Source organism: Streptomyces sp. CNT360, assembly GCF_000424785.1.
Genome location: NZ_AUKO01000004.1, coordinates 253,044 through 267,299 on the forward strand (window position 1 = coordinate 253,044; position 14,256 = coordinate 267,299).

At 75.2% G+C, this 14,256-nt stretch carries 9 protein-coding genes and 4 tRNA genes; 5 read left to right on the top strand and 8 right to left on the bottom strand.

The genetic code is table 11. The features are described from left to right. The first annotated feature begins 20 nt into the window (after window positions 1-20). The 4 genes from H297_RS0111310 to H297_RS0111325 all read left to right on the top strand — a co-directional run bounded on the left by H297_RS0111310 (window position 21) and on the right by H297_RS0111325 (window position 352). A tRNA-Cys gene (locus H297_RS0111310) sits at window positions 21-94 on the top strand. 1 nt (window position 95) lies between these two features. Next, window positions 96-167: transfer RNA gene (locus tag H297_RS0111315), tRNA-Val, on the top strand. A 40-nt stretch (window positions 168-207) separates the two neighbouring features. Beyond that, window positions 208-279: transfer RNA gene (locus H297_RS0111320), tRNA-Val, on the top strand. Between the two features lies 1 nt (window position 280). Next, window positions 281-352, top strand: a tRNA-Val gene (locus H297_RS0111325). A 95-nt stretch (window positions 353-447) separates the two neighbouring features. Here H297_RS0111325 and H297_RS0111330 read toward each other — a convergent pair. The 3 genes from H297_RS0111330 to H297_RS0111340 form a co-directional block, all read right to left on the bottom strand. After that, window positions 448-726 carry a TFIIB-type zinc ribbon-containing protein gene (locus tag H297_RS0111330; protein WP_027737131.1) on the bottom strand — a complete coding sequence of 93 codons (279 nt, stop codon included), beginning with the start codon at window positions 724-726 and terminating at the stop codon, window positions 448-450. An 81-nt stretch (window positions 727-807) separates the two neighbouring features. Next, complete coding sequence (locus H297_RS35850) at window positions 808-1,872, bottom strand: phosphotransferase (protein ID WP_051351785.1); 1,065 nt, start codon at window positions 1,870-1,872, stop codon at window positions 808-810. Window positions 1,873-2,322: 450 nt separating this feature from the next. Beyond that, window positions 2,323-2,532, bottom strand: a complete 210-nt coding sequence (locus H297_RS0111340) for a hypothetical protein (RefSeq protein WP_027737132.1) — start codon at window positions 2,530-2,532, stop codon at window positions 2,323-2,325. 632 nt (window positions 2,533-3,164) lie between these two features. On the opposite strand from H297_RS0111340, the gene H297_RS0111345 reads away from it, so the two are divergent. Continuing rightward, window positions 3,165-4,622, top strand: a complete 1,458-nt coding sequence (locus H297_RS0111345; protein ID WP_027737133.1) for a serine/threonine protein kinase — start codon at window positions 3,165-3,167, stop codon at window positions 4,620-4,622. A gap of 42 nt (window positions 4,623-4,664) precedes the next feature. Here H297_RS0111345 and H297_RS0111350 read toward each other — a convergent pair whose 3' ends face one another. The 5 genes from H297_RS0111350 to H297_RS0111370 form a co-directional block, all read right to left on the bottom strand. Then, on the bottom strand, window positions 4,665-5,522 hold the full coding sequence (locus H297_RS0111350) for a TrmH family RNA methyltransferase (protein ID WP_051351750.1): 858 nt from the start codon (window positions 5,520-5,522) through the stop codon (window positions 4,665-4,667). A 74-nt stretch (window positions 5,523-5,596) separates the two neighbouring features. Beyond that, complete coding sequence (gene cobA / locus H297_RS0111355) at window positions 5,597-6,850, bottom strand: uroporphyrinogen-III C-methyltransferase (RefSeq protein ID WP_027737135.1); 1,254 nt, start codon at window positions 6,848-6,850, stop codon at window positions 5,597-5,599. A gap of 241 nt (window positions 6,851-7,091) precedes the next feature. Continuing rightward, complete coding sequence (gene cobT / locus H297_RS0111360; RefSeq protein WP_027737136.1) at window positions 7,092-11,846, bottom strand: nicotinate-nucleotide--dimethylbenzimidazole phosphoribosyltransferase; 4,755 nt, start codon at window positions 11,844-11,846, stop codon at window positions 7,092-7,094. A gap of 255 nt (window positions 11,847-12,101) precedes the next feature. Beyond that, window positions 12,102-13,331: a precorrin-6y C5,15-methyltransferase (decarboxylating) subunit CbiE gene (gene cbiE / locus H297_RS0111365; RefSeq protein ID WP_027737137.1), complete on the bottom strand. Its 1,230-nt coding sequence runs from the start codon at window positions 13,329-13,331 to the stop codon at window positions 12,102-12,104. Window positions 13,332-13,524: 193 nt separating this feature from the next. After that, on the bottom strand, window positions 13,525-14,223 hold the full coding sequence (locus H297_RS0111370) for a GNAT family N-acetyltransferase (protein WP_027737138.1): 699 nt from the start codon (window positions 14,221-14,223) through the stop codon (window positions 13,525-13,527). Window positions 14,224-14,256 lie beyond the last annotated feature (33 nt).

Below are 14,256 nucleotides of genomic sequence, written 5' to 3' on the forward strand. Positions count from 1 at the left end.
CTCCCGGGGCCCCCGCACTCGGTGGAGTGGCCGAGAGGCGAGGCAACGGCCTGCAAAGCCGTCTACACGGGTTCAAATCCCGTCTCCACCTCCAAGGACGATTAGCTCAGCGGGAGAGCGCTTCCCTGACACGGAAGAGGTCACTGGTTCAATCCCAGTATCGTCCACCGGGCCCGCCAGGGCCTTCGGGGCCTGTACGGGTCCCTTGCGCGGTTAGCTCAGCGGGAGAGCGCTTCCCTGACACGGAAGAGGTCACTGGTTCGATCCCAGTACCGCGCACGGACGATTAGCTCAGCGGGAGAGCGCTTCCCTGACACGGAAGAGGTCACTGGTTCAATCCCAGTATCGTCCACGCGACAAGGAGGGCCCCGGCCGATCGGCCGGGGCCCTCTCGCGTGCTCGCACGCCGGCTGACCGCGCGCGTGAGCGGTCGACCGGCGCCGGGCGTCAGGAGGAGAAGAGCATCCGCCCGAAGCCACCGTGCCGGTGATGACCATGGTGTCCGTGATGGCCGTGGTGCGGAGCGCCCCACGCCGGACCCGCCGGGTACGCCTGCGGAGCGGGCGGCGGTGGCGGGGCGGCCTGCGCCCACTGCGACTCCATCCTGGTGAGCGCCTCCAGTTCCCCGTAATCGAGGAAGATCCCGCGGCAGTTGGCGCACTGTTCTATTTGCACCCCGTTGCGGTTGTACGTGTGCATGGGCGCACCGCACTTCGGACACATCATCTTTCTCTTCCTCTCTGCCCGTGCCCGGTGGCCGGTACCGGCGATGGATTCCAGCTCCCGTACCCGCCGGGCCCACCCACCCTACGGCCCCTGGCGGACGGGGAGTTCGGTCCTGACAGCGAGGGCCGCGATGCGGGTGCAGGCAGCAACGCACGCCTCCTCCGCCTCGTCCAGAGCGCGCCCCGCCTCCCGCGCCTTGGCGAGGGAGAGCGCCGCGCTCTGCACCGTCAGGGCACGGGCCGGGGCGTCGAGACGCGGCCAGGGATCGTCCGCGGCCAGCCCCTCCCCGGCCCCGGTGGCACGGAGAGTGCCCACATAGCCGCCCAGGAAGCACTCCCAGTCGGCAGCCGGCAGGAGACCCGTCGCGAACCAGCAGGCGGGCCGGGCCAGGTCCCACGCCGGGTCGCCGAGGCCGAGGTCGTCGACGTCGATCAGATGCCACTCCCCCGCGGGCTGCGGGTAGCGGACGAGCTGCCCCAGATGGAAGTCGCCGTGGCACAGCGTCCCGGTGTGGGGCGGCGGCTCCTCGGCACGGCACCAGGCGGGCAGCGCCAGCCACGCCTGCTCCACGGCACGGGCCGCCGCCGCGTGGGCGTCCCCGGGCACCCGGCGCATCCTCGCGAGGGCCCTGGCCGCCTTCGCCGGGCCCCGCATCGGGGGAAGCCGCGCGGGACGGTGCCGGGGAGCAACCTGTGCGCGGACGCCCGGCGGGTGGTTCCGCGCGGGGCAGCCCCGCGGGGCGAGGTGATCCGTCGGCTCACCCGGCGCGGGGAGGGGTGCGGTGTGCAGGCGGGCCAGCAGCCTGCCCGCCGCCTTCCAGGGGGCGGCGCCGGGATCGTCCGGGGCCACGGGTGCTCCGTAGGGCCAAAGGCTCGCCAGGCGACCGCCGGGCAACGCGGCCGGGCCCGTACCGGGGAGCGGGGCCAGCAGAACCCCTGCGTACGGCTCGGCGGCTGCGAGCCCCACCCGTACGGCGAGGTGACGCGGGTCGGTCCCGGGGGCGTGCGCCTTGGCGACCCGGTCACCGACACGTACGACGGTCCCGTCGGCCCGCTCGGCCAGCACCTCCCCCGCCCCCTCGGCCGCCCCCGCGAGCCGCGCCAACTCCCCATGGAGCGCGGGATCGGCGGTGGAACGGTGAGACAGCGGCACGGTCCCTCCCCTGGGCGGCGAAGTGACAGCGTACGGCGGCCGAGGCGGGAGGGCGGCCCCGGCGCGTGCGGATGGTCCGGGACGTCGGAACCGCTGGGACATCGGGCCCCGAGCGGAGTGGCAGGCACGGCCTCGGACGGCAAGGTGGCCGGGGCCGGGTCACGCCCCCCGCGGTCCGGGCAGCGGACCGCGGCCCACGCAGGGCGCAAGGCGCACCGCACCGTGCGGCAGTCGGGGACAGGGCCGCACCGTGCGGCGGCCCTGGATGCGCATGCGTGCAGCAGGATGCGGAAACCCGAAGTGAACGGGCCTGCGCAATACGGAGGCCCGGGCAGCTCCCCAGCCGCCCGGGCCTCATTGCCGTCCGCCGCACCCCCGTCCCCACGGGGCTGTTGACCACCGGAAGTCCCCGACCCGGTCCGCTCCACCGGGCCCGGGGTCCGCTCAGGACCCCAGCATTCCGGCAACGGACGACGCCTGTGTCAGCACCATCCGGCCCCAGCCCGAGACCAGGCCGAGGAGGAGGGCGAGTGGCAGCACCATGGCGGCCGCCACCAGCGGGTGGCGCCGGCCGCCGGGACGGGTGCCGAGGGCGGCCAGTGCCGCCAGCTTTCCCTTCCCTCGGGGCGCCGTGCGCCCGGCGGTGTGCGCCATGATCCGCTCCTGTCGTCGTTAGGGGCGGCGGACGTCTGACCTCGGGGGACGAGTGCTGCGCCCGCCGCTTGACCACCACATTAGGCACGGGCGTCCACAGGAGCGTCATGCGCGCGTACCGACTCGGGGGCCTCCCGCAGGATGACGTCACGCTGCGCGGACTACTCCCCAGGGTGGAGGCGGGGCACGCTTTGCCCGGGTCTTCCCCCAGGGGGTATCGGGCGGAGGCGTTCCCACGGGTGAGTTCGCTCACTCCACCACGGATGCAGCGCCTCCGTCGACGGGCCCGCAGCGGCGTCTGCAGGGCCGACGCCCCGGCGTCCGGAGACGGCCGTTGCCCGGCTCCCCCACGCCTGACCGACTGTCTGTCGCTCCGTCAATCCTCCTCGTCAGCACTCGCCTTGGCGCGGCCGTCGGGGGGCGCGTGGGCGCGCGCATCCGGCGCGTTCCGGCGACTTGCCTTCCCGCGCTGTGCCCTGACATTCCGTCCGGCGCCGCGTGCGCGGCCTATCGTCGCCATGCCGCGGCAGTCCGTAAGCTGTGGTCGTCAGACGGACCGGTCAGCGGGTGGGGCCTCCCACCGGGCCGGAGGTGGGGGCCTCCCCGCCGGACACCGGAGGTAGGGAACGGACATGGCGATGATGCGGCTCCGGCGCGAGGACCCGCGAGTCGTCGGCTCGTTCAGGCTCCACCGCCGTCTGGGGGCCGGCGGCATGGGTGTCGTCTACCTCGGTTCGGACCGGCGTGGCCAGCGGGTGGCGCTGAAGGTGATCCGCCCGGACCTCGCCGAGGACCAGGAGTTCCGCTCCCGCTTCGCTCGAGAGGTGTCGGCCGCGCGCCGGATCCGCGGCGGGTGCACGGCCCGGTTGGTGGCCGCCGACCTGGAGGCCGACCGGCCTTGGTTCGCCACCCAGTACGTGCCAGGGCCCTCCCTCCACGACAAGGTGAACGAGGGTGGGCCGCTGCCCGCTTCGCAGGTCGCCTCCGTGGGTGCGGCCCTCGCCGAGGGCCTGGTCGCCGTGCACGAGGCCGGCGTCGTCCACCGGGATCTGAAGCCCTCGAACATCCTGCTCTCCCCCAAGGGACCGCGCATCATCGACTTCGGGATCGCCTGGGCGACCGGAGCCAGCACGCTCACCCACGTCGGTACCGCTGTCGGGTCGCCCGGTTTCCTGGCGCCCGAGCAGGTACGCGGCGCCGCGGTCACCCCCGCGACGGACGTCTTCGCGCTGGGCGCCACGCTGGCGTACGCGGCGACAGCCGACTCACCCTTCGGGCAGGGAAGTTCGGACGTGATGCTCTACCGCGTGGTGCACGAGGAGCCGCAACTCGACGAGGTGCATGCCGCGCTGGCTCCCCTCATCCACGCCTGTCTGGTGAAGGCGCCGGAGGACCGGCCGAGCACGTTGCAGCTCTCGCTGCGGCTCAAGGAGATCGCCGCCCGGGAGGCCCGGGGCCTCACCGACGGCGGCGAGACGTCCACGCCGGGCGGCAGCCGGCCGCCGGTCCCGGTGCACCCCGGCGAGCGGCCCGCGGCCGGTGCCCGTGCGCTGCCCGGAGGCCGGCGTGAACCGCTGTCCGCCGAGCGGCGGGCCCGCGAACACCACGCACAGCAGCGCACCCAGCGGGACGCCGTCGGCCGGAGCCACGAGAGCGCGGCTCCCGCGCGGCGCCCCGCGTCGCGCACCGCCCGCCCGGCGCCGGGCGACGCGGCACGGTCTGCACGGCCCTCCAGGCCGTCGCGGGACGCCGGTCACCCGACAGGGAACGGGGGCCGCCCGGCGGGCGAGCGCGGGACCCGCCGCCCCGCGGGCCCGCCGCCGTCCCGCGGAGGTGACCGCTCCGGGAACGGCCGCCCCACAGGGCCCCGTCAGGGCACGGGGCGCGGCCCCCGCCCGGACGGCAGCCGCCCGCGTCCCGGCGCCGCGGCCCGCAAGCGGCGGCTGCTGCGGCAGCGGCTGATCGTCTTCGTGGTGGTCACCCTCCTGGTGGCCCTGGGCATCGCCGCGGCGCAGGGCTGCGAGGGTCCCGCCCGTGGCCTGGGCGGCGTCAGCGAGCAGGTGCCGGCCCCGGCGTCGCAGGGCGGCTGACCGGGCGGGCCGGAGCCGGCTCGCGGACCGGACACAGCGCGGTCATCTCCCGGAGCGTGACTGCGCCATGGCGTAGAACGCGACCGCGGCGGCCGCGCCCACGTTGAGGGAGTCGACGCCGTGGGCCATGGGGATGCGGACCCATTCGTCGGCGGCGCGCAGAGCGCGGGTGGACAGGCCGCTGCCCTCGGCGCCGAGCATCAGGGCCGTGCGCCGGTCCGCGCCCCCGCCGACGGTGTCGAGCGGGACGGCCTTCTCGTCCGGGGTGAGGGCCAGCAGCTCGAACCCTGCGTCGCGTACCGTCTCCAGGCCGCGCGGCCAGCTCTCCAGACGGGCGTACGGGACGGCGAAGACGGCGCCCATCGACACCTTGACCGAGCGGCGGTAGAGCGGGTCGGCGCAGTCGGGCGAGAGCAGGACGGCGTCCATGCCGAGGGCGGCGGCGCTGCGGAAGATGGCGCCGATGTTGGTGTGGTCGTTGACCGACTCCATGATCACGACGCGTCGTGCGGTGGCCAGCAGTTCGTCCGGGGTCGGCAGGGGCCTGCGCTGCATGGAGGCGAGGGCGCCGCGGTGCACGTGGTAGCCGGTGACGCGTTCGGCGAGCTCCGGGCTGACGGCGTAGACGGGGGCGGGTACCTCGTCCACGACGTCGCGCATGACGTCGAGCCACTTGGCGGAGAGCAGCATGGAACGCATCGCGTACCCGGCGTGCCGGGCTCGGCGGATGACCTTCTCCCCCTCCGCGATGAACAGCCCCTCCGCCGGCTCGCGGGTGCGGCGCAACTCGACGTCGGTCAGTCCCGTGTAGTCGCTCAGCCGGGGATCGTCGGGGTCGTCGACGGTGACGATGCCGTCGGCCGGGCTCGGGGAGGAAGAGGGTGAGGATGCGGTAGCCACGGGCCGATACTGCCTTGTCGCGCTCGAAGTGCCAATGCGTCGTTACCGCCGCGTACGACGGGGCTCGGTGCGGCTCAGTCCCCGTCGCGGGGGCGCGGGTTCACGGCCACCACGTCGCCGACGACGATGACGGCCGGGGGCCGGACATTCTCCGCGACGGCCCGGTCGGCGGCCGTGGCCAAGGTCGCGTCGACACGGCGTTCGGTGGCCATGGTGCCTTCCTGGATCATGGCGACGGGGGTGTCGTCGGCGCGGCCGTGGGCGCGGAGCGCCGCGGCGATGGGGCCGAGGTTCTCCACCGCCATCAGCAGCACCAGCGTGCCCCGCAGCCGGGCGAGCGCCGGCCAGTCCACCAGCGACCTGGGATCCTTGGGAGCGACGTGCCCGCTGACGACGGTGAACTCGTGGGCCACCCCGCGGTGCGTGACGGGGATGCCCACGGCGCCGGGCACACTGACCGAGCTGGAGATGCCGGGGACCACGGTGACCTGGATGCCCTCGGCAGCGAGCTGCTGGGCCTCCTCCATCCCGCGGCCGAAGACGAACGGGTCACCGCCCTTGAGCCGTACCACCGCCTTGCCCGCCTTGGCGTTGTCGACCAGGACGGCGTTGATGGCCTCCTGTGCCATGGCGCGGCCGTAAGGGATCTTGGCGGCGTCGACGATCTCCACGTGCGGCGGCAGTTCGTCGAGCAGGTCGCGGGGCCCGAGCCGGTCGGCCACGACGACGTCGGCCTCGGCCAGCAGCCGGCGGCCCCGCACGGTGATCAGGTCCGGGTCGCCGGGCCCGCCACCCACCAGAGCCACTCCCCCGCTGCGGGGCCGGTGCTGCCCGGCGACGAGGGAGCCGTCGCCCAGGCGGGCGACGATGGCGTCCCGTACCGCCGCCGAGCGCCGCGGATCGCGGCCCGCGGCGCCGTGCCCACCGCTGGTGAGGACGGCGACGGTGATGCCGTCGCTGCGGCCCGTCGCGGGTGTCCAGGCCGTGCCCTCGTCCGCGTCGTCGGCCCGTACGCACCACACCCGGCGGGCCTCCGCCTCAGCGGTGACGGCGGCGTTGACGGCGGGCTCGTCGGTGGCGGCCAGCGCGTACCAGGCCCCGTCCAGGTCGCCGTCGGCGTAGTCGCGCCGCTCCCAGGTGATCTCACCGCCGGTGACCATGGCCTCCACCGAGGGCGTCACCCGGGGGGCGACCACCGTGACCTGCGCACCGGCCGCCACCAGTGCGGGCAGCCGGCGCTGCGCGACGGTGCCACCCCCCACGAGTACGACCCGACGCCCGGCCAGGCGAAGTCCTACGGGGTAGGCGGGAGCGGCGGTTTCCGACATCTGGGACGGCATCCTTCTCGGGTGGAGCCGGCTCGCGGACCGAACCGGCGGCGATGCCGCTGCGGCGGTGGAGCGGCCGGGAGGGGACGGTGGGTACAGCCTAGGCGCGACCGGCGGCCCGGGCTGTACCGCAGGTCACGACCTACGGGCTCGACGGGATCCCACGGCCGTGCGAGCGCCCGGCGGCGGCAGGAGTCGGCCCGGGCCGCGGGGCCCCGGGCCGCTCTCGCACGGGTGCGGGTCAGCCCTTCTCGGTGACTCCCGCGGCATCGAACGTGGCGACCTCGTGCATGGCGCGGGCAGCGCTCTGCACGACGGGCAGCGCCAGCAGCGCCCCCGTCCCCTCGCCCAGCCGCAGGTCCAGGTCGACCAGCGGGCGCAGACCCAGCTTGGTGAGGGCCGCGACGTGCCCCGGCTCCGCGCTGCGGTGCCCGGCGATGCAGGCGGCCAGGGCCTCCGGTGCCACCGCGCGGGCCACCAGGGCAGCGGCCCCGGCACTGACCCCGTCGAGGATGACGGGTGTCCGCAGCGAGGCGCCCCCCAGGATCAGCCCGACCAGCGCCGCGTGCTCCAGCCCGCCGAAGGCCGTCAGCATGCCGATCGGGTCGGCCGGGTCCGGCTGGTGCCGCTCCAGCGCGCGCCGCACGACGTCGACCTTGCGGGCGTGCGTCTCGTCGTTGATGCCGGTGCCGCGCCCGGTGACCTCCGCCGGGTCGGCGCCGGTGCAGGCGGCGACGAGCGCGGCGGACGCCGTCGTGTTGGCGATGCCCATCTCGCCGGTGAGCAGCGCCCGGTTGCCCGCCGCGACCAGGTCGCGGGCCGTCTCGATGCCGACCTCCAGGGCCCGCTCCACCTCCTCGCGGGTCAGCGCCGGACCCGCCGTCATGTCGGCGGTGCCCGCACGGATCTTGCGGGGCAGCAGGCCCGGCTGCGCGGGCAGTTCCCCGGCCACTCCGACGTCCACCACGCACACCTCGGCGCCCACCTGGTTGGCGAACGCGTTGCAGACGGCACCGCCGGACAGGAAGTTGCTCACCATCTGCCCGGTGACCTCCTGCGGCCACGGGGTGACTCCCTGCGCGTGCACCCCGTGGTCCCCGGCGAACACGGCGACAGCGGCCGGTTCGGGGATCGGTGGCGGGCACTTGCGGGAGAGCCCGCACAGCTGTGCGGAGATGATCTCCAGCATGCCGAGCGCGCCGGACGGTTTCGTCATCCGCTTCTGCCGCTCCCACGCCTCACCGAGCGCCTTGGCGTCCAGCGGGCGGATGGTGCCCAGCGTCTCGGCGAGCATGCCCGTCGGTTCGGCGCCGGGCAGCGCGCGGCGCCCGTACGACTCCTCGTGCACGACCCAGGAGAGCGGGCGCCGCTTCGACCAGCCCGCCTGCATCAGCTCCGGCTCGTCCGGGAACTCGTCGACGTACCCGACGCACAGGTACGCGACGACCTCCAGGTGCTCCGGGAGTTCCAGAGCGCGCACCAGCTCCCGCTCGTCGAAGAAGCTGACCCAGCCCACGCCCAGCCCCTCGGCCCGCGCCGCCAGCCACAGGTTCTCGACGGCCAGCGCGGAGGAGTAGGGCGCCATCTGCGGCTGGGTACGGCGGCCGAGGGTGTGCCGGCCGCCGCGCGTCGGGTCCGCCGTCACCACGATGTTGACGGGGGTGTCGCGGATCGCCTCGATCTTCATTTCCTTGAACTGCTTCGCCCGCCCCTTGGGCAGCGACTTGGCGTACGCGTCACGCTGCGCCTCGGCCAGCTCGTGCATGGCCTGCCGGGTCTCCTCCGAGCGGATGACCACGAAGTCCCACGGCTGCGAGTGCCCCACGCTCGGTGCGGTGTGCGCTGCCTCCAGCACACGGAGCAGCACCTCGTGCGGGATGGGGTCGGGCCGGAACCCGTTACGGATGTCCCGCCGCTCCCGCATCAGCCGGTGCACGGCCTCCCGCTCCGCCTCCGCGAACCCCGGAGCGGGGTCCCCTTCGGGGAGAGCAGCACTCCGGGCAGCACCGGCCGGCACGGGGCCCCCCGCCTCGCCGGCAGGGTCCGCCTCGGTGGCGGGGTCCGCCTCGGTGGGCGTCTCCGGTTCGGCGGCGGGGCCCGACGCGGTGGCCGCCTCGGGCTCGGTGGCGGTGTCCGGCTCCGTGGCGGCGTCCGCGTCTGAGGCGGTGTCCGGCTCGGTCGGGGCGGACGTGTCGGGCGCTGCCGGGTCCTGGGGGGCGGGCGCTTCCGTGGCGGGGTCCGGGGACGGTGCCGGGTCGGTGGCCTCGGCCACCGGGGGGTCGACCGCGTTCGCGGAGGACGCGGTCCCTGCCGTGGAGGCGTCGGACTCCGCCGGGAGGGCGTCGGCATCCGGCACCGGCCCGGCCTCGGGGGTCGAGATCTCCTCCGGGACCGCCACCGCTTCGGGCTCGTCGGCGGCGGCTTCCGCCTCCGGTACCGGCGTCTCGGACTCGGCGGACTCGGGTACCGCAGCCGGTTCGGGTGACTCTTCGGCGGGCTCGGTCACGGATGCCTCGGCCGACTCCGCTGCCCGTGCCGCCTCGGACGGCGCCGGATCGGTCGTGTCGGCCGTCTCCGCCGCGTCCGCAACCTCCGCGTCCGGGGCGTGTGACGTATCCGTGCTGCCCGTCGCGGAGACGCTCGCCGTCGAGCTGTCTTTCGGGCTGCTCGGCGCGGCCTGCGAAGCAGCAGCCTTCGCGGCAACGGCCCGTGCGGGAGCGGCCTGCGCGGGAGCGGCTTCGGCTTCCGGGAGGGCGGCCGGTGTGGGCGCACTGCCGGGTCGACTCTCCGGCGACGGTACGGGGATGGGGGACGCGGGTGCGGCGGCCTGCTCAGGAACGACGGCGGGCTGCGGCTGCGCAGACACGCCGGTGTCCTGGCCCGCGTCCTGGTTCATCGGCGGGGCCGCAGGCGCGGAGGACTGCGGGGAGGCGCTCTGCCGGGGCTCGGGCTCGCCGCCCTGCCCGGGAACGGTGGGCAGCCCGCCCGGCTGTGCCTCCTGCCGGGGCGCGGGGACGCCGGGGTCGGCGACGGTGGCCGGTCCGGCCTCCTGCGCGGCTCCCTCTGCGGGCAGGGGTGCGGCACCGGTCGCCTCTCCCCCACCCGCGGCCTCGACCTGACCGGCCGCCGGTCCCGCATCAACGGCTCGGCCCCCGTCGGTGGGCTGGCCCTCGTCGGTTTCCGAGGTGCCGCCGGGGACCGGCTCCTCCTCGGTCGCGCTCGTCTCCTCCGCGGCCGAGGCGTCGCTCGCAGCCACGGCCCCCGCCCCGGCCGAGGTTTCAGCCGGACTCTCCGGGGAGGCCGGGACTTCGCTCGGGAGCCCCGACGGGTGCACGGGACCGTCGAAGGCGTCGGGACCGTCGGGGGCAGCGGAGCCGTCGGAGGCGTCGGAGGCGTCGGAGGCGTCGGAGGCGTCGGAGGCAGCGTCCTGCGGCGGGCCGTCCTGCGCCGCCTCTTCCCGGGACGGGGCGGACTCGGCCGCCGGAGCGGCGGCGTCCGCCCCCGCGTCCGCCGCGGGCGTCACCACGGGACCCGCTGTCCCGGCGTGCTCGGCCGCGCCGTGAGGCCCGGTCGCGGGATCCGTCGCCTGGGCTCCCTCTTCCGGCGGGAGTTGGCCGAGCTGCGGGCCGGGCAGCGGTTCCTCGGTCACGGGTTCCGTGGCCTGCGACGGCGCGCCGGTCGGTGCGGGGGCCGCAGCCGAGGAGGCCGCGGCTTCGGGTGCCTGATCGGTGCCGGGCTGCGGAGCCCCGTCAGCGGGCTGCGTCGACCGCGGTTCGTCCGCCTGCGGTTGCCCCGCGGTTTCCTGGGCAGCGGCGGTGTCGGGTACGGGGACGGGCACCGTCTGCTGCGGCTGTTCCGCGGGCAGGCTGCCGTCGCCGGGGGGCGTGGCCTGCGTGGCCGTCTCGTCCGTGGCGCCCGCCGGAACGCCCTGGACAGGGGCCGCCTGCGGGGCGGCCTGCGCCGCGGGGCGTTCGGAGAGGGGGCGGACGGTGCCGGACTGCTCGGGAACCGGCGGCCCGAGGTGCAGCGGGCGCCGCGTCCCGTGCGGCGGGGTGCTGTGCGTGGTGGCCTGAGCGGTCTGCGGCTGGTGCGGCTGACGTACGGAACTCACGTCGATGGCGCCGGAGTCGCGACCGTCCGTCTCGTGGGGACCGGGCCCGGTGGTCAGCCCGGGCTCGGGCTGCGGCGCCGGTGCCGGTTGCACCGCCTGCGGGTCGGCGCCGTCCGGCTCGGGGGCGTGGGCTTCGGCGGGCTGTTCACCGAAGGGCTGTCCGGGCTGGGCGGGCTCGCCGTACGTGCCCTCCTGCGGAACGTACCCGGAGGTCTGCGCGGCGGTGTCGTAGCCGTTGGCCGCAAAGGCCCCGTCCTCGTGACCGGCGACCCCGTGACCGTCGAGCGCGTAACCGTTGGCCACGTAGCCGTTGGCCACGTAGCCGTTGGTCGCCTGGGGCTCGCCCTCCTGACCGGGGACCGGGTAACCGCCCGCCCCGTAGCCGTTGGCTGCGGAGCCGCCTGCGGCGTAGCTCTCCCCCTGCGCGAACCCGCTTCCCTGCGGGTACGCCGCACTCGGCTGTGTCAACTGCCCGTCACCGTGAGGCGGCTGGGCCGCGTGCTGGTGGTGCAGGTCGTACGCGTAGGCGTAGGTGCCGGTCTCCGGCTGCTGAAGCGTTTCTGGCTGCGGCATCGGTCCGGACGGTGGTTGCGGCATCGGCTGCGCCTGACCGTGGCCATGGGCGTGCGCCGGAAGGGCCCCGGTCGCCGTCGACTGGTCGCTCCAGGCGCCCTGGGCGGAGGGCATCAGCAGAAGGTCCTCTTCGTCATGGGAGCCGTGGGAGCCGTGGGGAGCGTGGGCGCCGTCCTGCGGTTGACCGACGGCGCCCGACGGGTCGGCGTAGGCGTAGGTGTCCGGCGCCGGGACGTCCGGCCGACCCTCCCGCTGCTGCCCGCCTGCGTTCTCCGGCAGCCCCTCTCCCGGGATCTGACCGGTGTCTGTCATGCGTTCCCCTCGCGCATCGCTGGTGCTCCTTCCAACCCGGCGGACGGACCGCCGCGCCCCGTAGATGAAGAACGAGCACGCACTCCGTGCGGCACGTGCCTCCGCCTACACCATTCGGACAATGACGGACGAAGCGTCAACCCCGAACGGTGGCACAACAGTCCATCAGCCTACCCGTCGTCGCGTGCCGCGCCCGCCACGGGTGGGAGAGAAACCGCACTTCGCCGGGGTTCGTTCGCAGCGCGTCACAGGGGTTCAGATCCGGACACCCGACAGCAGGAAGACGACGGCGCGTTCGGTTTCCGACCAGTGCCCCGTCTCCAACTCGACGGACTGGAGCAGGGCGCATTCGACGGCGTAACCGCGCTCGGCGAGCGCCCTTCCCAACGCCTCTGCCTCGTCTCTGGTGGAGGCGTGGGTGACGATGCGCGCGGGGCGACGGTCGGCGACGGAGGTGACCGTGGCCGCTCCCCCGCCGCCGACCCGCACCACATCGGGCTCGGGCAGGTCCTGGAGGATGTGCGGCGCCATGCCGTGCACGGTCTCCAACTGCACGCCGAAGCGCCGGGCCGCGGCGTAGACACGGGCGCAGGCGTCGGCGTCGCTGTCGACGGCGATGACGGCCGCGCCGAACCGGGCCGCCTCCACGGCGAAGGCTCCGCTGCCGGCGCCGATGTCCCAGACGAGGTCGCCGACGCGGGGCCCCAGCTTGGCCAGTTGGGCGGCGCGGAGCTGCCCGGTCTCACCGGCCCGCGGCGGCGCCTCGACTCCCGCGTACTCGGCGACGGGCAGCGCCCAGCCGCGGACGGCGGGCGGGTAGCCGACGTCGTGTCCGGCCAGCCAGGCGCTGCCCTGGGGTGCTCCGGTATCGGCCTCGGCGCCCGTGCCGCCGACGACGATGGCGACGTTCGGATCGCGCCAGGTGTGGTCGGGGACCTTGTCGGAGGTCAGCACAGTGACCTGCTCGCGGTCGGTGCCCAGGGCCTCGCAGATGACGAAGGTGCGGTGGACGCCGTCGAGCAGCAGGGCGAGTTCGGCCGGCCCGGCGCCGGGCGAGGTGAGGACCGCGACCTTCTTGTGGGCGCGGCAGACGTTGACGGCGCGGCGCAGGGTGCGGCTGTTGGCGACGACGAGCTGGGCGTCGTCCCAGGGCATACCGGCCCGGGCGAACGCGGCGGCGATGGCGGAGACGGCGGGCACGACCTCGACCTCCAGGCCGTGCTCGGGCGCGCGCAGGGTCCGTACGACCCCGAAGAAGCCGGGGTCGCCGTCGGCGAGGACGACGGCGGAGCCGCGGTGGCGGGCGATGCGGCGGGCCGCGAGGGTGGCGCTGCCGAGCCGGATGCGTTCGGCGTGCGGCGGCACCTCGGGCAGCGCGAGGTGGTGTGCGGCCCCGGCGACGAGGGTGGCCGCGGCGAGGGCCGAGCGGGCGGCATCGGTCAGCGGCGAACCGTCCCACCCGATCACCGTGACGCGGTCGGCCATGCTGGGGGTCTCCTGGCTGGTTCGGGCTCATCGCAGGTCGGGGCCCACTGAGGGTACCCCGTTCCGCTGCGGCGCAGCCGTCCGCTCCCTCCCCGCGACGGGCCGCTCCCGGCGGCGGCTCCTTGGTGCCCGCGCGACGGTCACCAGGCATGACGGTCACCCGACGAGGGCGGTCACCGGACGTGCGGGACGGTCACCAGGAGTGCGGTCCGAGCCGCTCGAAGGAGCCGTCGAGATCCTCGGGCAGCAGGCTCCAGACGATGAGGTCGGTGCGGATCTCCGCCCAGCCGCCCTGGACCTGGGCGCCGGCCGCGCGCTCCGGTGTGCCGCTGCGCTGGTCGGCTGCGGTAGCGGGCGCCGCAGGAGCGCTCCCCCAGTTCTCGGTGCGGGTGCGCGCTATCCAGGCGTTGCGCAGCACTCCCTCGCTGATGCAGCCGAGCTTCTGGGCGACCTGCTGGGCGGCGGTGTTGTCGGCGGCGGTGCGCAGTTCCAGGCGCTCGAACTTCTGGTCGTGGAAGAGCCACTGGGCGACCGCCAGCAGCGACTCGCAGGCGTACCCCTCGCCGCGGGCCCAGGAGGCGGTGGCGTAGACGGCCTCCGCGGAGAGCACCCGCCAGTCGGTGGCGCGCAGTTCGACGCTGCCCACGAGCCGCTGGGTGAGGAGTTCGGTGACGGCGAAGGCGATGCCCTCACCGCTGGTGCGGCGGGCGGGGGCGCCGCGGGTGACGAGGTCGTGGGCCTCGGACTCGGTGTAGGGGACGGGCGCCGTCATCCAGGCCGTGATCTGGTCGTCGGCCATCATGGCGGTGAGCGCGGGCACGTCCGCTTCCTCGAACGGGCGCAGCACGAGCCGGTCCGTGCTGATCGAGATGTCCGGGAAGGTCGAGGTCATGCGCCGCTCCTACACGTCGGGGTGCACAGCATG